This window comes from Bradyrhizobium sp. CB2312, from assembly GCF_029714425.1.
Classification (GTDB): domain Bacteria; phylum Pseudomonadota; class Alphaproteobacteria; order Rhizobiales; family Xanthobacteraceae; genus Bradyrhizobium.
This window is the reverse complement of record NZ_CP121668.1, coordinates 2907503-2923241: the sequence shown is the minus strand read 5'-3', so window position 1 is coordinate 2923241 and position 15739 is coordinate 2907503. Positions and strand designations below refer to the sequence as shown.

Here is a 15739-nt window from a genome sequence, read left to right as displayed (position 1 = left end):
CTCACCCTCTCCTAAGCCGCTGCACGCTCGACCGACCGCAAGCGCATCGGCTTGCCCCCGGGAGAATTCCGGGCGCCTTCGTCCAGCGCGCAAAGCGCCTCCAAAATCTCGTCGATCGTGACCGGCGCCTTCAGCCCCTCGGGGGCCCGCAGTGACGGGCACGATGCGATCGCAGAAGCGTCCGATGCCCACGAAGCCAGGATGGCACGTTTCTCGGACAGGCTGAGAGAAGGATGGGAGACCACGTCCCGGGGATGCTCAAAGACTGTACCGGGATGAATGATGGCGCTGAGATCAACAACGTTGTCGTGAAGGGCGGTCGTCGGCCGCATGGCTTCCTCCATTTCCAAGACGAGTTGAGGAGATAGCCGCGCGGGTCGTCCCGCGCGGCTTGGTGGCTGTTCTGCGGGATGGCCTTAGGCAACCTTGGATTCGATCTGTGTCACGTTGCTCGGCGCGGCGCCGTTGATCGCAATGCGACGCGGCTTCATCGCCTCCGGAATCTCCCGTTGCAGGTCGATGACAAGCAAGCCGTTCTCGAAGCTGGCGCCTTTGACCTCAACGTGGTCGGCGAGCGTGAACTGCCGCTTGAAGTTGCGGGCCGAGATGCCGCGATGCAGGAAGGTCTTGTCGTCCTTCTCGCCCTTGTGACCTTCCAACGTAAGGACGTTCTGCTCGACCGTCAGCGCGACCTCATCCGGCGTGAAACCGGCGAGCGCTACCGAGATCTGGAAGCGGTTCTCGTCGAGACGCTCGATGTTGTAGGGGGGATAGGTCTCCTCGCCCGCGCGCTGGGCGGCTTCGGCGAGGTCAAAAAGACGGTCAAAGCCGATGGCCGAGCGGAAGAAGGGCGAAAAATCAACAGTGCGCATAGCCAGATCCTCCTGGGAGCAAAATGGTTACGAGCGACACCGGACACGACCGGTGCCCGTCTCAATGGCGGGACCCGAACGGCATCCCGATCGTCGTACGACGACGCCAAAAAAATTTGGAAGTCAGAGAAAAGTTTCAAGACCCCCGGACAAAATTTTTACGCAAGGAATCGCAATGGTTAACGCGGACTTAGGCGGCCTATTCCTGACCTTCCTGAGCGCCGCGCGCAGCCTGGCTGCGTGCTGCCGCTCGGCGGCGTCGAGGGGCGCCTGCGCTTTCGTCGTCGCCTTCTCGCGCCACTCCCGCTCCGAACGTCTTGAGCTTCCGCCATGCGCAGCAAGACTCGCGAAACTAGCCCCGGCGCGCGACCCAGAGGCCGACCAGGAACGCCGCGAACAGCGATCGCAGCGGCGCCTTCCTTCGTCGACGAAGAGCGTCCAGCGTAAGCGGGCGGGCATCATGCATCGTTACCAACCTGTGGTTGACTACATTCTTTGCGTTCTATATGGTGCATACTTCTGGCGCGTCTGAGTTCGGCCATGTCCAGGTTCGGAATGCTCGTCGAACTGATCGGGTACCTGGTGGCACGTACCGTCCTGCCATTCCTGTGGTTGGGGCGCGTTTATGTCGAGGTGTTCAGCGCAACGCCGGAGCCATTGCGATGGCTGGCTACCGCCGCGATGCGACAGGCCGGATCGAATTGCGACAAGCCGCTGCCGCATGGATCGGGTTCGGGATGTGCCTCTTGGTGTGCTCGCGATTATCAGCATGTTTCACGGCACGTTATTCTGAGTACGGCATGCCTTGCCCTGTTCGACGTCACTCGCCTATTCAACCCGCGGCTCGCGATCATGGGCACGCGAAACACGACCTGAAGGGTGGCCAAATCGTTATAGGCCAGAACAATTTTCGCCTCGACCTAATCAGAAGTGTATGGTCTGCGTCCCTCAGTAAGCGTTAGGGGCGTATTTTATGACCGGTTTCCAAGCCAAGTTGGAACGATTTGAGAGCCTCGCTACCGAACGCGAAATGATCGCGCACCGGGCGGTAGGTGGTGGCGATCGTGAACTGTACCTCCGCTTGAGCGAGCGTTATCGCGCCCAGGCGGCCGATATGCGGGCCCTGATTGCGACGATCGACGCCGCCGCCTAAGGGCGGTTCAAGCGCGCCCCGCCCTACTGGCTGGTCTCACGAATTCGAAGATCCGATCGAGGTCAACGGCCGCAAGCTAGTGACGCTGCGCGATGCCGGGGAGTGCATCGCGGCGCTGCCAAAGAAGGAGCATGACGCGCCAGAGTGGCAGGCGGCGATGGAAGCGCTGATCCTGGTCGCTGAGAACGGCGGCCCGGTCATCAAGGCCCGCATCGGCGTCATGCGGGCTTTGAACCGACATTACGTTCCAGCGTTCAACCCCAAGGGAAAAGAACCGCATTGGCGCCGGCCCAAGCTAAAGAGGGATCAATGACCGTCTTCGTGTACGTGAACACCGCCAAGCAGGTCGGTGATGCCAACCACGTCAAGGTCTTCGCTACGGTCGAGGCCGCGGAAAAGTGGTTCGAGGAGAACGACCCCGAGGGCGTTGCCTTTGAGTATGACGTTCTGGAATAGGTCGCTCGGACGGGCTCCTTTTTGCGCACTCTGCACAACATTTGTGCTCAAGGATCGGCGCGCAGGGGGGTTCATAGTTTGTGCGGGTCCTTGGTGCGACACCTCGTTCGCGCGAGCCTCGCGCCATCCATCCGCGAGCCCCCGCCCACCGTTAGGGAGCGGGGGCTTCGCTTTGGCATCCGTTGGACATCATGTTCCATGCCGCTGTTTTCGTTCAAGCTCATCAATTCCCACTTTGTCTCGGATTTTGGAGTGCATGACCTGCCGAGCGAAGCGGACGCACAGATAGATGCAATCAGGCTTGCTCGGTCACTGCGCGAAACTCGCCCGGAGCTGGTCGGCCTTCGCTATTCGATCTTCGTCAGTGACGATGATGGCAGAGCCGTGTGCACCATTCCCCTAGATGTTATCTTATGACGGGGCTGATCGGGCCCGCCAGCGAACCGGCGGGCCTTATACTTCGACGCCAAGTTCGATCAGAGCGGTGAAGGCAGCGAAAGCTCAATCGAGCCAAGCCTTAGCTCGATGCGCATCGTTCGCGGGAAGGCTCTGTTCGACGGCCCATCGGATCATCGCTTGCTCCTCCGATTCCATCTCGGGCATTTCGGCGACGGTTGGCGACTGATGTTCGTTGACGTCGGCATGTCGCCCCTCACTGACTCTGCATGTATGTGATCCTGATCCCCGGGCGGCGCCGAAACAAGACGCCAGCGCCACCCGTGAAGAGCGCAAACCAACTTTGGATCATCTCCGATCATTTCCCCTGTGGCTCGGTCAGGCAAATCGGCGAGTCCTGGTAGGCCTTTACACAGTTTCTGTACAATCGCTTTTCTATCGCATCGTCCAGTTGGCCGAAGATGGCGAGCAGCGCGAGCCCCACAGTGCCCGCCATCCCAACCGAACAAATTGCTGCGCGCTGCACGCGGCCCCACATTGACATGCCACTCGGTCATTGGAGAAGCAAATCTAGTACGAGCATCATTGGCCGCTGAGTCGGCTCTACATGCTCATAGAAATGAGGGCTGCCAAACCAACGGCGGCTATTCCCACGCCAGCGCATGCAACATCCATGGCCGCATTGTCGCCTCCCGTCGGCAATGGAGGATGCGGACCGATTGCGTGCGCTATTTGAGATAAATCAAAGGCTGAAGATGAGCGCGGTTGCGGCAGCCAAAGTGAAAACTCCGGCGCCGATGGCAATCACACGCACTAGTAGTTCTTCGCCCATGCCTCACCTTAACCTAAGTTAAGCAGGCGTGCTATGCGATTTCTGCCAAATCTTCCCGATGAAGCACCCTCACGATCACTACCCCCGAACCACCGGCGGCTCGGCCTTTGTCCGAGCAAGACAGAGTGTGATACGTCCGTTCTGCCTGCTCCCTAGTCAGATAGGCTGCCCACTCTGTGCCGATTAGCGCGGGCCCCTTGCGATCTCGACCGTAAACCATCCAACCGACGCCGCCCATCCGGACGAGAAACCGGCTTGCCCTAACCCCTCCTTCACTGTGCACGTTAAGCGAGTAGGCCGCTCTCCTTCCCATGCTTCGTCTAGGTGAATCATGTCAGGTTCATTAACCCTCCGACGCACTCGGACCGGAACCAGAGTTCCAGGTGAGCCCAGAGCGACGTGAGTTGGCGAGACCCAAAGGCCGCAGGCGCCTCTTTCAAAGCAGATCAATTCATTCGCATTTGTCGATTCGTGCCTCCAATTCTGCTTCCAGGTCACTGGCGTCTTCGCGTATGGCTCGCCGTCGATCATTCCGAATGACCGGCTCGATAAGGATTTCTATTTGGTCCTGGAGGAGTTCCGGGATGGCGCAGCGTTTCGTGAGACCGACGAAGGCGTCACCTAGGCCACGCTGATCGGGGACATGCTCACCGGTCCATACGATCAGGTTCTTCGCGTCGTCTTCAATCCGGTCGAGGGGTGGTCGTGGGACGCCTCAGAGGATATTGCGCGCGAACTCGAGCGCCGCATTGCCGCCGAAGGCCACGAGATCTCCGACGCCTTGAGACACTTCGTCCAGAGCCAGCTCGGCCGCGCGATCGGCATCCAGTTGGCGCTCCCACTGCGGATGGCGAGCTATGCCACGTGAAGGCAAACCGCACGGCAACTGGCGCCCGCAACGCGAGAGCAATCACTTCATCCGCTGCACGATCCGCGGCGAGTTGCTAGACATGCGCGACCTCAGCGAGGTGCAGCAAATCGAGGAAGAGCCGACACAGCATTGAAGGGAGGTCCGAAATGGCTTGCGCGCGCTGCGCCGGCACGCACTGGGTTTGCGAGAACCACCCCGAGCGCACGTGGGAAGGTTCGAAGGCCTGCGGCTGCGGCGGCGCCGGTGCGCCCTGCCCCGTCTGCAACAGGGTTGGCGCCGACAACGAGATGCCATTGCTGTCAGACGGGTTCGAGACAAGCTTCACGACCACCGACATCATGCGTCCATTCCTTCGCAAGCCAACGAAACGATAGCCGCCTCTCGACCTTGACGCCCCCGGCCCAACCCCTTTGGAATAAGGATCTATCGGAGCAAGCGTCATGCGTATCTCGCCGTCGATCGTGTCCGGTTCCGATCGGGACATCTATCTCGTGCTCGATGATTTCCGTGGACACCTTGGCCGAGCATGGACCGAGACGGACGAGGAGCACACCGACCGCAAGACCCTGCTGCGGCACCTCATGGAGGGGAAGTACAGCAATCCGGTCCGCATCGTCTGTTTCAACACTGGCGAGGGATGGTCGAGGGATGCCTCCGACGACATCGCGGAAGAACTGCAACAGCGCCGCGCCGACGGGACCGAAGTTCCGCCGACCCTCCAGGAATTTCTTCAAACCCACGGACGGCAGGCGGATATTCAATTAAAGCTCCCCAAGGATGGGAACAGTGCGAAAAGCGAACAGCGCGCCCTTAGATCTAGGAGTAGCCTTACCTACGCTTGGTGCAACCGACCAAGCACCTCCAGTCGCGACCTCGGTCAGTCAGTCTGCCAACTGCACTGACTGGGTGGGGGCGTTCCGGACCGCGCAAAAAAGATACCGCCTGATGGCGGGGTCTTCTTCGTTCCACGGCGCCCTGCCGCAACTTCACTCCCGCTCGCTCATGTTGTAAATTTCTCGATCTCACACTGGAACGCGAATGTCCGATGGGAGAACGAGAAATGCCGCTGTTCGAGGTCAGCATCTGCTTCTGCACTCCCGGCCAAACATGGCACGAAGACACATCGAGGGACGTCACCACCGTCATCGAGGCGCGCAACGGAGTGCTTGCAGCCAAGACCGCACTGGACGGAGTTGAGTTTGACGAGCGCGCCGAGCTGATTCATTTCATCCATGTCGGCCGCCCGAGGGTGCCTCCCCACAAGCGACGATGACCTCGTTTGGCCTGCTGCTTGTTGCGGTCATCGGTGTCTTGTTCGCCGCAGCGCTCGTATCGCCAGCGGAGCGGCTCGCCTTTCTGGGCCGAGCCCCGCCGCATGGTCGTCATCTTGCTTTGGCTCGCCTTGTTCGTGCTGCTCGTGAGTCTCTGGTCGCGGATCGGCTGGTGATTTTCGCAGCCGAGGTGCTCAAGCGAACGGAGGCACGGCGTGAGGGTCCGGTAGGCTCCTGGATACTTGGCATCGGCAATGCGCCAAGCCGGCGGCCCCGGCCCCTCACACCTCAACCGCGCCCGGCCGGGGCCGATCGACCACGCTTGCCCGACTTGCGATGTTCCGCCCGGCACATAATCGCTGTTATGGCTCCGGTTTTGAGTTCGCCATTCCGGTTAAGGGCAGCAAGGTTCCATCCGGTCCCGATTGGCTCCACGAGATCAAGCATGACGGCTACCGCATGAGGCTAATGCGGGAGAACGACCGGGTGCGCCTGATCACCAAAGGCGGCCACGACTGAACCAAGCGCTACCCGTGGATCATCGAGACCGCGCTTAAGATCCGAACCAAGCAATGGCACATCCGATTTCGATGCCCTGCATTCCCGCAAGCACGACCACGAGGTCCAGTTCTACGCCTTCGACATCTTGGCCGCCGACGGTGACGACTATCGCCGCTTGCCGCTGAAGCTGCGCAAGCCGAACCTCGCGCGGCTGTTGCGCAATCGCAGCGAGCGCATTCAAGCCGCCCCATTCGAGCAAGGCGAGATCGGCACCGACCTCTTCCGGCACGCTTGCATCATGGGATTGGAAGGCATGGTCTCGAAGCAGGTCGACCGCGCCTACCGCGAGGGACGTTGCAGGCGGGGAGCGCGATCGGTCTCTCAGCCACCGACGCCTACTAAAGTCTTGGCCGTTGATGGTTATAGAAACAAACCCTTGCGCGAAAGGTTGCTGGAGAAACTTTGACCAGCATGTTTGTGATGCTCACTGTTCGCCTGATCGCGCCCACTGACTACTCTGTCCGCGAAGACGGACGGCCGATCGGCCGCGTCAGGCTGGCTCACGAACGCGCGCCCGCAATTTGGCTCTGGCACGTGACCGTGCCGCTGCCTGGCCCGCCATATGGAGACGCGCACAGCCTCGATGAGGCCAAGGGCCGTTTCAAGGTGGCGTGGGAGGCTTTTAAGGCGCAGCAGAGTGCGGAGGTTCTGTCGCGGGCCTACGAGGCTATGGGCCACGCGAGCCGACCCGCTCGATGGGCCGCGACACGTTAAGCCTGCGAACGGAGTATTGAGCCGCCCAAGAGGATGGTTCCAAGCAAAGCCGAAACTCACCCGATACACACGGAGGCCGCGGTCCCGCGCCGCATCGCGACAGCCTTTGACCCTGGCTGTGTGAAAAGTCACGAGTCGGCTAGGATTCTTCCGTTTCCTGATGGGGGATACGGATGGGACGCTTCGTTGAAGGCGCGGACAGATCCCAGCTGACGCTCTTGCCGGAATGTCTGGAGGATTGGGTAGGCGAGGACAACGCGGTCCACGTGATCGATGTGTTCGTCGAGGCGCTCGACCTGCATGGAATGGGGTTTGAGCGTGTGATCGCCAAGGAGACGGGCCGGCCCTCCTATCATCCGGCAGTCCTTCTGAAGCTTTACATCTACGGTTATCTCAATCGGCTGCAATCCAGTCGCCGCCTGGAACGTGAGACGTGCCGCAATGTCGAGGTAATGTGGCTGATTGGGCGCCTGGCTCCCGATCACAAGACGATCGCCGATTTCCGGAAGGATAACGGCGCGGCGATCCGGAAGGTTTGCGCGAAGTTCGTTGCACTATGCCGGCAAATGGGCCTGTTGCAGACCGCAAGCGTCGCAATCGACGGCAGCAAGTTCAAGGCGGTGAACAACCGCGACCGCAACTTCACGCATGCCAAGATGGCAAGGCGGATGGCGCAGATCGAGGAAAGCGTCGGTCGATATCTGCGTCAACTCGATAGCGCCGATCGGCAGGAGCCATCGGAAGCGATCAGCATCAAGACGACGAGGATCAAGGAAAAGATCGCTCGGCTGAAGCAGGAGATGAGCCGCCTGGAAGTGCTTGATGCGCAGATGCGCAACACGCCGGATCAACAGATATCGCTGACCGATCCGGATGCCCGTTCGATGGCCACCAGCGGACGCGGATCGGGTGTCGTCGGCTACAACGTCCAGGTCGCGGTGGACACCGAACACCATCTGATTGTGACGCACGAGGTCATAAACGTCGGCAACGACCGTGGGCAGCTTGCTCGGATGTCGAAGCAGGCCAAAGAAGTGCTCGCAGTGGACAAACTCGATGCGGTCGCCGATCGTGGCTACTTCGACGGAGAGGAGATATTGGCCTGCGAAGAGGCTGGCGTTGCAGTCACCTTGCCCAAGCCCATGACGTCGAACGCCAAGGCGGAGGGCCGGTTCGGCAAACAGGACTTCGCCTACCTGCCTGATGAGGATGTCTACCGCTGCCCATCGGGCCAGCTGCTGCCCTATCACTTCACCAACATCGAGCATGGAATGACGCTGCGCCGTTACTGGTCGACGGCGGCATGCCAAGGCTGCGCGATCAAGAGCCAATGTACGCCGTCCAAGGAGCGCCGGATCACGCGCTGGGAGCATGAGCATGTGGTCGAGGAGGTCCAGCGACGGCTCGATTCCAATCCTGACGCCATGCGGACGCGACGTGAGACAGTCGAGCATCCCTTCGGCACGATCAAAGCCCGTATGGGTGCGACCCACTTCCTGATGAAGCGCCTACGGAATGTCGCCGCTGAGATGGCGCTGCATGTTCTCGCCTATAACCTCACACGGGTGATGAACATCGTCGGCAAACCGCGCCTGATTGCAGCCATCCGCGCCGCCTGAAGGCCGGAAAGCGCGTCCAAAACCGCAATACCCCGTCGCGATACCCACTTTGGCCGGTCATTGGACGATCCGATGCGTCAGCACCGGCCGCCTGCAATGATTGGCGACCACGCCGCGTCCGACCTATCCGTTTGCACACAACCAAGACCCTTAACAGACTCCGCCTTGGCGGGAGCTGGACTTGGCCTGATGTGTCGGCCTGCAGCTCAGTGTCCTGATTTTCCCGGCATCATTAAAGTTCAAGACCGCCTGCACTATGTTTTCCCCGCTGACGTACGAGATCATTGCGCCACCGTGCAAGGGCTGAAGATTGTCCAGCTCGGTCGCTGGGTGTTCCTGCAGACGGCTAGCCCAGTAGCCTCGCAGGTTTTCTCTGCCGGAGATCGCCAATTGGTCACAATCGCAGTAGACCACGGCATCTTCGGCGTACATTTCGAGTAGCGTTTCGATATCGCCGGCGCGGTAGGCGTCGAACCAGTCGACGGCAGCCGCCATCGGGTCAAAAGACATGCAAGCACCTCCTGCGCCAGAAACAGAAATTGGCCGGGGTACCCAGCTCAGTCTCTTCGCGACTCGACACGAAATTTTTCGTCTTCACTCGGACAAGCCCATATGCCGAATGCCATAGGGCGGATACTTATCCGCTGGTGATGGCCACTCGAATTCGAAAATGCGCGTTCGAGACGAAACCGTGGCAATAAGCTAGGACCGAACTCCGATTCAAAACTGAACCCAGGATCAATGACGACTACGACCCCATTGACGCGAGAAGCACATCTCAAACGGTGCAAGGAAAACGCGCTCGCGTTCTGAGCGTTGGCCGAATATGATGGTGGACATGCACGAGAGCCCGAGCGGCGGACTACCTCGTGAAATCCACGCATTCGGCATCGCTGCAGCGACGGCTGGCGACACAATGGCCGTGCGAGCGTACATCGAAGGCTTTATCTGATAGCCGTTCGGCGTCCCGCTCCATGCCCGTCTTGGCCCCAAGCCGCAGTATGTCAGCTATTCCGTCGCTGTAGGGCGTAGCGACGCGCTGATCCGCGGTAACGTTTGTGAGTCATGCGAGTGGCGAAGAGAAAGTTTGGGCTCAAGGCCGCCAGCGTCCGCTCCGCGACTTGTTCAGTAGCTCCTTCGACTCCGTCGAGGCGATCGGCCGGCCGTCGCGCGTTTTGAGCTTTTCTTCGTCAGTCTGATGGGGTCATCCTTGGTCACGATGCATATGCCATCTCCGGCAAAAGCCCGCCCGCGAAACCTGCGCCGGCGGGCTGTTCTTACTTCTTGGTGTCGTGCCCCTTCGACTTGGTGTCGTTCATCGTCGCCGAGGGGTTCGCAGACGTTGGGCTGCTCGAGGCGCCCTGGCCGGTGGTAGCCGCCGGAGAATCGCCGCCACCTCCGCCGGAACCGGAGCCCCCGCCCGCCCCAGCTCCCGCACCCGCTCCGCCGCCAGCGCCACCACCCGCGCCGCCGCCTGCGCCTTGAGCGGACGCTGCCGCGATCGAGCCGAACACCAGTGCCGCAGCCAAGGCAATCTTTGCAATCTTCATTGTTGCAGTCTCCTGTTGAAGTTCGCTTGAAACTCGGTCTCCGGGTGAACGTTCCTCGCTCGATGAGCCGCATCATCGCCGCGCCATCGAGGCCGAGTTTTAGGAGTTCGAGCCGCTGCTGCTCGATGGCACCTGGGCGGCGGCTCTGTCACGCTCCGGCTCTCCATCCTCGTTTCTTCTGGCCCGACTGCGCAATGGATCGGCCTGTCCACGCAATGTCGAAAGCGGCAAGCCCGAACCTGACAAGCAGCGCTGCGTTGAGAAGAATCTAACCGAGCTTGGTGCTGCGCATGGGCGGCTCCTTCGCGGGGCAACCGAAGCACAAGCGGCAGTTCCCTTTGGAGCGTTCAATTAGGCACTTTCGACCGCGGCAGTTGCATTTCGAAGAATGGCCGCACCGAAGTCGGCTTCAGCGATGAGGCAGCGCGCGGCTCATCCCTGCCCCGTCAATCGGAGAAATCGGACATAAAGATTCTCAACGCGGTCGCCGTTGGCGCAGCCCTCATCACGACATCCACTGCCAGCGCGCAAAGCGGATCGGGGACATCCCGCGCGAGATTGAGCATCAATTCATCCGGCACCCGCGTTGCGACAGGCGCCGGCGCATCAAGCTTGGATACGCCGGCCGATAACAATGGTGGCGGATCGAGCGCCCCGGCGACGGCCCCAAGGCTAAGGACGCAGTCACGCCCGGAAGAAGCGCGGCTCGGAATGTTTACTCGCCGGCAGGGAAATAGGCTCTGTGGCAACCGTGCAGGCCTCTGGTCACTTCGAATCCGAGTTGGGGTCAAGCGGCGACCGCCGAAAAGGCCCTCGCCACGGGAGCAGCGAGGACAGGATTTTTCAGAGGGAGGAGCCAAGCTAAACCGCTTCTCTCTTGGCGTTCCTAGTGATCCTGACGAAGTTGTCGCTCAATGTCGATTGCTTGATCTGCATTGCGTGCTCGCTTGAGCAAGGAGTTGCGTTCGTCGCCCAGAGGCTTTCCATCGGCCCGCTCACGCATTTCCTGTGCAAATTGCTCAAGCCGAGTTTCCAGAGAATCCGTCTGCTTGATTCGCCTGCGCTTCAATCCCATCGCATGTTCCTTCTGCTGACGAGTACCGATTGTACGTGAGGGTGCAAATTACCGCAGGAACATAAGTTTATTTCCGGCTTAGACCTTTGAATGAGCTGGCGCGGAGCAGTCCTTCGGAAGTTACGTCGCGATACTCGATTTCGGCAACAAACTTCGGCTCGACCCAAGTGGCCTTGGGTCTTTTGAGTTGCTTACTCAATCTACTCTTCGGGCTGACTACACTGTCGAGTGCATCCCTGATCTTGCGCGAGGTGGTCCGGCGCCATCCCGTGCCGACCTTGCCCATATAGCGCAGCTCCTTCCCTTCCTGTTTGCCGAGATAGAGAGCGGCAACACCGGTGGGATCTTTTATGGAGCCGACCACGGGGAATTTGCCCTTCTGGACTGCCTTGATCTTCTGCCAAGCTTCAACCCGCTCCGACCGGTAAGGAGATCCACTCGCTTGGAGATGATGCCCTCGTAATTCAGCTTGCTGGCTGCCGCGAAGAGCACCTGCCCGTCGCCTTCATGATGCTCGCTCGCTGTAGAGGATGGGCTCCTTCAGTTTGGTGCTATCGATTAGCTCCTTGAGCAGCTCCTTACGCGCAAGCTGGGAATGTTTCCGGAGATCTTGGCCATCAAGCCACAGGAGATCGAAGGCGAAGTACACTAGGCGATCCTGATCCCTCTGGCGAGGTGGGCCTGCAGCTCGGAGAAGTTGGGTCGCCCCTCGTGGATAACGACGACCTCACCGTCAACGATGGCCTGACCTTCGATGTCGAAGGCGCCGGCGATGAGAAAGCAAAGCATGACAGCTCGCGCGCATCATTTCGTTCCTCGCTGTTCCCTCAAGAATTTCACGACCAATAAGAAGATTACGCTCGTTGATCTCGACACCGGTGATGAGTTCACGACGAACCCGGAGAACGTTGCTCAGGAGCGCGACTTCAACCGGATCGAAACCGACGATCTGGCTCCGGACGCCCTCGAGATGGCACATGGCCAATTTGAAGGTGAACTGGCTCCGATCCTCCAATCGGTGGTCAACGGCAACATCGATGCAACCAAAGAGGATTTTGATTCAATCCTAAACCTCGTCGCGCTGCTTGCGATAAGAAACCCTCGCTACCGAAGCCCATTCAGCGAGCTTCAGGACAATGTCCGGCAACAAATATTGCAGCTCACCAGCGCCACTAAGGAGCGCTGGGAAGCACACATTGAGCGCGCCAACGCCGCTCGGCTTTGATTTGCTTTAGCTGTGGCCCCGTTGGGCCTCTAGCTGCGCCAGAAACTGCGAGACCTCCTTAATTCTCGATCAGGCAAAAATCTTCGGGCATAGGCACGGCGCTTCGCGCGGTACCGTGCCCTTTCGAGGCCTGGCGTCGAAACTTGGCTTCAGGAAGGCCCATCGCCCTTGCGGCGCCGAGTTCAAGGCCACCTTGAGCGGTTCCTGACCGCGACGATGGACGAAGTTCGTCTGACAACATCCGACCGTGGTTCAGAGCGTCCTGAACATGATCGGCCTCGAGGACGCCAATCAGTTTCGCGACGCGGTGCTTCGCCGCGAAATCACGGGCATGATCTAGTACGAGAAGCAGCGCGATCACTCCTCCCACACGCTCAATAATTATCTGCTAGGCTGTTACTTCTTTGTTCACAGCAAGGCGCTGCGCGACGCCCTTACCGTCGAGTTCGCAAAGCGCGGACCGCTCGGCACGGGCGCTCTTTTAATCAATCCTCCGCGATTGCGCCCAGGAACGAGCACTTCAACTTCCAATTATTCCCTGGTTGGCTCGTCTGCTCCGCGCTGCCTAATGTTCTTGGCCGTATAGCTCAAGGCTCAGTCATGACCACCGCTGAAACCGTACTGCTCATCGCAGCCTTGTTATTGGCACTTCTCGTCATCGGTAACATCGGCTTCTCCAAACTGGCCGAGCGAAGGAATCCGCCTATTGGCAAGTTTCTCGAGTGCGACGGCGTGGTACTCCACTATATCGATCGGGGCGATCCCGCGGCTCCTTGCGTCGTGCTGCTCCATGGCAACGGATCCATGATCCAGGACTTCATGAGCAGTGGGCTGGTCGATCTTCTTGCCCGTCGCAATCGCGTGGTGTGCTTCGACCGCCCGGGCTTTGGCCATAGTCAGCGGCCACGGCTCCGAATATGGAGCGCAGCGGCTCAAGCAGCTCTGCTGGTGAAGGCGCTCGAGCAACTCGGGATCCGCGATCCTGTGGTGCTGGGCCATTCTTGGGGCGCCTTGGTCGCTATCGCTCTCGGCGTGCGGAAGGATTACCCGATTCGGGGTCTTGTGCTTGCGTCCGGGTACTACTTCCCAACCGTCCGATTGGACGTGTGGTTGATGTCAGGTCCGGCGATACCGGTTTTGGGCGACCTGGTCAGCTACACTGTCGCGCCTATCATCTCGTGGGCCATGTTGCCGGGAGCCCTGCGCAAGATTTTCGCGCCCCGGCCTATCCCGCGGACGTTCAAAAATGAATTTCCAGCGTCTCTGGTTCTCAGGCCGACACAATTGAGGGCGGCTGCGCAGGAAAGCGCACTCCTCAGTCCAACTGCAGCACAATTCCAAGCTCATTATTCGACTATGGACAGCCGGGTAAAAATATTCCACGGAGCAGAGGACCAGGTGATCGAACAGAAATAAGCTCGAGATTTACATCAAGCGCTGCCTCGGTCCGATCTTCACCTGGTTCCGAATGCCGGACATATGGTCACGCACGCAGACCCCGCTGCCATTGCGGACGCCGTCAATTCAATGACGAACTCTTAAGGCAGCGTGTCTGTCGGCCGATCTTCCGGTCCCTATTAACCTGTCGGCCACCTACGTCACCAATAATGCCAAAATGCGTATTGTGGCAGTTTGCTTGATTGTTCGTTTCGCGCCCGCGAGAGCTTACTGTCAAACTTCCAGCCGATCGTTTGATAATTCGCGCTCCGCCGCCCGTGACACCCTTGTGCCAAAGCACACGTCTCAACCCCATTGATCAATGTCCGACCTTGACCCGACCGAGACACAGGCGCGTGCCGCGGTCCCGCGCTTCGCGTTTAGGACCATGGCGGCTCTTCGCTCGCTCCGACTGCCTCGTGATGGATCGTGACACCCGCCGAACGCAAGCCGCTCAGCAATACAGTTCTTACAGAGGCAGGATCGAATCCGATATCCTTGGCGTTTGGTGGATGTGCCTCGCTGCCCTTCAATCGGAGCGCCCAATTGCTCGCACAGCTGCTGAACGACGAGATTGATCTGATCATCAGTCATGATCTATTGCTCCCGCTATTGGGCTGCACCAAGGTCGCGCCGGCCGATCCTGAGTGGCCCTCTCAGAAGACCCGCCAACGCCTCGTGACACGCTTCCAGAGCGGCAGGGATGCGGCGTCGTCTTCGCGCGCAGAGGCGGTTGGGGACGCTCCGCCGTCCGACTCGGTAAGCCGCTCTACCAGACCCTCCAGTTGTGGCGGTAGCGGCGCCGCATCGTCCGCGAGGGTACCGCGAAGTCGCTCCCCAATCTCTTTGCAGATCGCCCGGCGGTGCTCCGGCTCCAAATAGGGAGACGGACCATGGGCGCGGTTCGGGGCGAGGTCCACCATCGCTGCCACCGTTTCTCGATGAGCACAGCTTCCCTTGCGTCAAGGATCGCGACGATCCTCTTGCGGAAATGGTCGCAAAGAAGATCATCAAGGTCGCGCAAAGCGTTGTGCATGACCCGGCGGAGATATCGGCTCTCGCGATCAAAGAGATCGAATTGCGGTAACACAGTGGGGACCACGCGCCCAAGCAGCGGGGCTTTGAGCTTGGCGATCCAGTTTAGCAACCTTCGTCCGTGTGGACAGTTGCCCAACATCACCGGCCAAAGACTGACCTCTGCAGGTGCCCGGTGGCAGAGAGAGCGATCGCGCTCCCGCCTGCATTCGAGGGAGCAACACAATGCTGAGAAGACTTCGTTTCAAGAATACCACTTTGGAAGAGCTGCTCGTGGAGGCGGCACAGGACCTGCGGGAAGAGGCCCAAAGCATTCCGCCCGGCAGGGAGCGAGTTGTTCGCCAAGCTCGACGAGCTAAGGCTGCTTCTCACCTGAGAGGGTGGCTGGCCTCGCAGGGCCTGCAATCGCCGAAGTAAGAATGAGGTTACCCTATTGGGTCTTCCTTCGGTCACCAACGGTAAGAGCGTCTGGTCCGTGTCCCGCAACTCCACCGCGCCGTCGAGCACATGGAAATACGGAGAAACACGGCATCGACTCTGCGGATTGAAGAAGGCGCCGCGAGAAGCAGCTGGCAACCTTATCAATTCCTCGCGGGCGGTAGCGCTAAGAACCAAGCATCAACACTGCCGCGCAAAGGGATATCCGCCCGCAACGGCCACGCCGACGAAAAA

General features: G+C 59.8%; 22 protein-coding genes. 13 read left to right on the top strand and 9 right to left on the bottom strand.

Going from position 1 to position 15739, the window contains the following annotated elements; genetic code table 11:
* Positions 1–11 precede the first annotated feature (11 nt).
* On the bottom strand, positions 12–332 hold the full coding sequence (locus tag QA642_RS13965; protein WP_283085169.1) for a hypothetical protein: 321 nt from the start codon (positions 330–332) through the stop codon (positions 12–14).
* A gap of 84 nt (positions 333–416) precedes the next feature.
* Positions 417–872: an Hsp20 family protein gene (locus QA642_RS13960; protein ID WP_283085168.1), complete on the bottom strand. Its 456-nt coding sequence runs from the start codon at positions 870–872 to the stop codon at positions 417–419.
* 540 nt (positions 873–1412) lie between these two features.
* Between QA642_RS13960 and QA642_RS13955 the strand changes: the two genes are divergently transcribed.
* The 6 genes from QA642_RS13955 to QA642_RS13930 all read left to right on the top strand — a co-directional run bounded on the left by QA642_RS13955 (position 1413) and on the right by QA642_RS13930 (position 4577).
* Complete coding sequence (locus QA642_RS13955) at positions 1413–1748, top strand: hypothetical protein (protein ID WP_283085167.1); 336 nt, start codon at positions 1413–1415, stop codon at positions 1746–1748.
* 97 nt (positions 1749–1845) lie between these two features.
* Positions 1846–2025, top strand: a complete 180-nt coding sequence (locus tag QA642_RS13950; RefSeq protein WP_283085166.1) for a hypothetical protein — start codon at positions 1846–1848, stop codon at positions 2023–2025.
* A complete protein-coding gene (locus QA642_RS13945; protein ID WP_283085165.1) occupies positions 2000–2338 on the top strand; it encodes a hypothetical protein in 339 nt (112 codons plus the stop codon). The genes QA642_RS13950 and QA642_RS13945 overlap by 26 nt, the downstream gene beginning before the upstream one ends.
* Positions 2335–2481, top strand: a complete 147-nt coding sequence (locus QA642_RS13940) for a hypothetical protein (protein WP_283085164.1) — start codon at positions 2335–2337, stop codon at positions 2479–2481. Before QA642_RS13945 ends, QA642_RS13940 begins: the two co-directional genes overlap by 4 nt.
* Positions 2482–2679: 198 nt before the next feature.
* Positions 2680–2898 (top strand): hypothetical protein, encoded by a 219-nt coding sequence (locus tag QA642_RS13935; protein ID WP_283085163.1) that lies wholly within the window; start codon positions 2680–2682, stop codon positions 2896–2898.
* Positions 2899–4352: 1454 nt separating this feature from the next.
* The gene (locus QA642_RS13930) at positions 4353–4577 is read left to right on the top strand and encodes a hypothetical protein (RefSeq protein WP_283085162.1); all 225 of its coding nucleotides are present in this window, start codon (positions 4353–4355) and stop codon (positions 4575–4577) included.
* A gap of 76 nt (positions 4578–4653) precedes the next feature.
* Here QA642_RS13930 and QA642_RS13925 read toward each other — a convergent pair whose 3' ends face one another.
* Positions 4654–4920 carry a hypothetical protein gene (locus QA642_RS13925; RefSeq protein WP_283085161.1) on the bottom strand — a complete coding sequence of 89 codons (267 nt, stop codon included), beginning with the start codon at positions 4918–4920 and terminating at the stop codon, positions 4654–4656.
* Positions 4921–5020: 100 nt separating this feature from the next.
* On the opposite strand from QA642_RS13925, the gene QA642_RS46515 reads away from it, so the two are divergent.
* From QA642_RS46515 to QA642_RS13905, 5 genes are all read left to right on the top strand, one after another.
* Positions 5021–5482: a hypothetical protein gene (locus tag QA642_RS46515; protein ID WP_349253839.1), complete on the top strand. Its 462-nt coding sequence runs from the start codon at positions 5021–5023 to the stop codon at positions 5480–5482.
* 158 nt (positions 5483–5640) lie between these two features.
* On the top strand, positions 5641–5853 hold the full coding sequence (locus QA642_RS13915; RefSeq protein ID WP_283085160.1) for a hypothetical protein: 213 nt from the start codon (positions 5641–5643) through the stop codon (positions 5851–5853).
* A 334-nt stretch (positions 5854–6187) separates the two neighbouring features.
* Positions 6188–6370 carry a hypothetical protein gene (locus QA642_RS46510; protein WP_349253838.1) on the top strand — a complete coding sequence of 61 codons (183 nt, stop codon included), beginning with the start codon at positions 6188–6190 and terminating at the stop codon, positions 6368–6370.
* A 127-nt stretch (positions 6371–6497) separates the two neighbouring features.
* A complete protein-coding gene (locus QA642_RS46505; RefSeq protein ID WP_342739547.1) occupies positions 6498–6818 on the top strand; it encodes a hypothetical protein in 321 nt (106 codons plus the stop codon).
* 481 nt (positions 6819–7299) lie between these two features.
* Positions 7300–8745, top strand: a complete 1446-nt coding sequence (locus tag QA642_RS13905; protein WP_283079231.1) for an IS1182 family transposase — start codon at positions 7300–7302, stop codon at positions 8743–8745.
* A 150-nt stretch (positions 8746–8895) separates the two neighbouring features.
* On the opposite strand, the gene QA642_RS13900 is transcribed toward QA642_RS13905, so the two are convergent.
* The 5 genes from QA642_RS13900 to QA642_RS13880 all read right to left on the bottom strand — a co-directional run bounded on the left by QA642_RS13900 (position 8896) and on the right by QA642_RS13880 (position 12159).
* On the bottom strand, positions 8896–9255 hold the full coding sequence (locus tag QA642_RS13900; protein WP_283085159.1) for a nuclear transport factor 2 family protein: 360 nt from the start codon (positions 9253–9255) through the stop codon (positions 8896–8898).
* Positions 9256–10022: 767 nt separating this feature from the next.
* Positions 10023–10295: a hypothetical protein gene (locus tag QA642_RS13895; RefSeq protein ID WP_283085158.1), complete on the bottom strand. Its 273-nt coding sequence runs from the start codon at positions 10293–10295 to the stop codon at positions 10023–10025.
* An 886-nt stretch (positions 10296–11181) separates the two neighbouring features.
* Positions 11182–11370: a hypothetical protein gene (locus QA642_RS13890; RefSeq protein ID WP_283085157.1), complete on the bottom strand. Its 189-nt coding sequence runs from the start codon at positions 11368–11370 to the stop codon at positions 11182–11184.
* Between the two features lie 67 nt (positions 11371–11437).
* Entirely contained in the window at positions 11438–11734 is a 297-nt protein-coding gene (locus QA642_RS13885; RefSeq protein WP_283085156.1) for a hypothetical protein, read from the bottom strand.
* Between the two features lie 284 nt (positions 11735–12018).
* Positions 12019–12159, bottom strand: a complete 141-nt coding sequence (locus tag QA642_RS13880; protein ID WP_283085155.1) for a hypothetical protein — start codon at positions 12157–12159, stop codon at positions 12019–12021.
* On the opposite strand from QA642_RS13880, the gene QA642_RS13875 reads away from it, so the two are divergent.
* A complete protein-coding gene (locus tag QA642_RS13875) occupies positions 12158–12595 on the top strand; it encodes a DUF4238 domain-containing protein (RefSeq protein ID WP_283085154.1) in 438 nt (145 codons plus the stop codon). The genes QA642_RS13880 and QA642_RS13875 overlap by 2 nt on opposite strands.
* 58 nt (positions 12596–12653) lie before the next feature.
* On the opposite strand, the gene QA642_RS13870 is transcribed toward QA642_RS13875, so the two are convergent.
* On the bottom strand, positions 12654–12956 hold the full coding sequence (locus tag QA642_RS13870) for a hypothetical protein (protein WP_283085153.1): 303 nt from the start codon (positions 12954–12956) through the stop codon (positions 12654–12656).
* A gap of 239 nt (positions 12957–13195) precedes the next feature.
* Between QA642_RS13870 and QA642_RS13865 the strand changes: the two genes are divergently transcribed.
* The gene (locus QA642_RS13865; protein ID WP_283085152.1) at positions 13196–14011 is read left to right on the top strand and encodes an alpha/beta hydrolase; all 816 of its coding nucleotides are present in this window, start codon (positions 13196–13198) and stop codon (positions 14009–14011) included.
* Positions 14012–15739: the final 1728 nt, after the last annotated feature.

What these genes read in the sequence shown, in the direction of transcription:
- QA642_RS13965 (WP_283085169.1), bottom strand. Translation starts at nt 332, where the DNA reads ATGCGGCCGACGACCGCCCTTCACGACAACGTTGTTGATCTCAGCGCC.
- QA642_RS13960 (WP_283085168.1), bottom strand. Translation starts at nt 872, where the DNA reads ATGCGCACTGTTGATTTTTCGCCCTTCTTCCGCTCGGCCATCGGCTTT.
- QA642_RS13955 (WP_283085167.1), top strand. Translation starts at nt 1,413, where the DNA reads ATGTCCAGGTTCGGAATGCTCGTCGAACTGATCGGGTACCTGGTGGCA.
- QA642_RS13950 (WP_283085166.1), top strand. Translation starts at nt 1,846, where the DNA reads ATGACCGGTTTCCAAGCCAAGTTGGAACGATTTGAGAGCCTCGCTACC.
- QA642_RS13940 (WP_283085164.1), top strand. Translation starts at nt 2,335, where the DNA reads ATGACCGTCTTCGTGTACGTGAACACCGCCAAGCAGGTCGGTGATGCC.
- QA642_RS13935 (WP_283085163.1), top strand. Translation starts at nt 2,680, where the DNA reads ATGCCGCTGTTTTCGTTCAAGCTCATCAATTCCCACTTTGTCTCGGAT.
- QA642_RS13930 (WP_283085162.1), top strand. Translation starts at nt 4,353, where the DNA reads ATGCTCACCGGTCCATACGATCAGGTTCTTCGCGTCGTCTTCAATCCG.
- QA642_RS13925 (WP_283085161.1), bottom strand. Translation starts at nt 4,920, where the DNA reads ATGATGTCGGTGGTCGTGAAGCTTGTCTCGAACCCGTCTGACAGCAAT.
- QA642_RS46515 (WP_349253839.1), top strand. Translation starts at nt 5,021, where the DNA reads ATGCGTATCTCGCCGTCGATCGTGTCCGGTTCCGATCGGGACATCTAT.
- QA642_RS13915 (WP_283085160.1), top strand. Translation starts at nt 5,641, where the DNA reads ATGCCGCTGTTCGAGGTCAGCATCTGCTTCTGCACTCCCGGCCAAACA.
- QA642_RS46510 (WP_349253838.1), top strand. Translation starts at nt 6,188, where the DNA reads ATGTTCCGCCCGGCACATAATCGCTGTTATGGCTCCGGTTTTGAGTTC.
- QA642_RS13905 (WP_283079231.1), top strand. Translation starts at nt 7,300, where the DNA reads ATGGGACGCTTCGTTGAAGGCGCGGACAGATCCCAGCTGACGCTCTTG.
- QA642_RS13900 (WP_283085159.1), bottom strand. Translation starts at nt 9,255, where the DNA reads ATGTCTTTTGACCCGATGGCGGCTGCCGTCGACTGGTTCGACGCCTAC.
- QA642_RS13895 (WP_283085158.1), bottom strand. Translation starts at nt 10,295, where the DNA reads ATGAAGATTGCAAAGATTGCCTTGGCTGCGGCACTGGTGTTCGGCTCG.
- QA642_RS13890 (WP_283085157.1), bottom strand. Translation starts at nt 11,370, where the DNA reads ATGGGATTGAAGCGCAGGCGAATCAAGCAGACGGATTCTCTGGAAACT.
- QA642_RS13875 (WP_283085154.1), top strand. Translation starts at nt 12,158, where the DNA reads ATGACAGCTCGCGCGCATCATTTCGTTCCTCGCTGTTCCCTCAAGAAT.
- QA642_RS13880 (WP_283085155.1), bottom strand. Translation starts at nt 12,159, where the DNA reads ATGCTTTGCTTTCTCATCGCCGGCGCCTTCGACATCGAAGGTCAGGCC.
- QA642_RS13865 (WP_283085152.1), top strand. Translation starts at nt 13,196, where the DNA reads ATGACCACCGCTGAAACCGTACTGCTCATCGCAGCCTTGTTATTGGCA.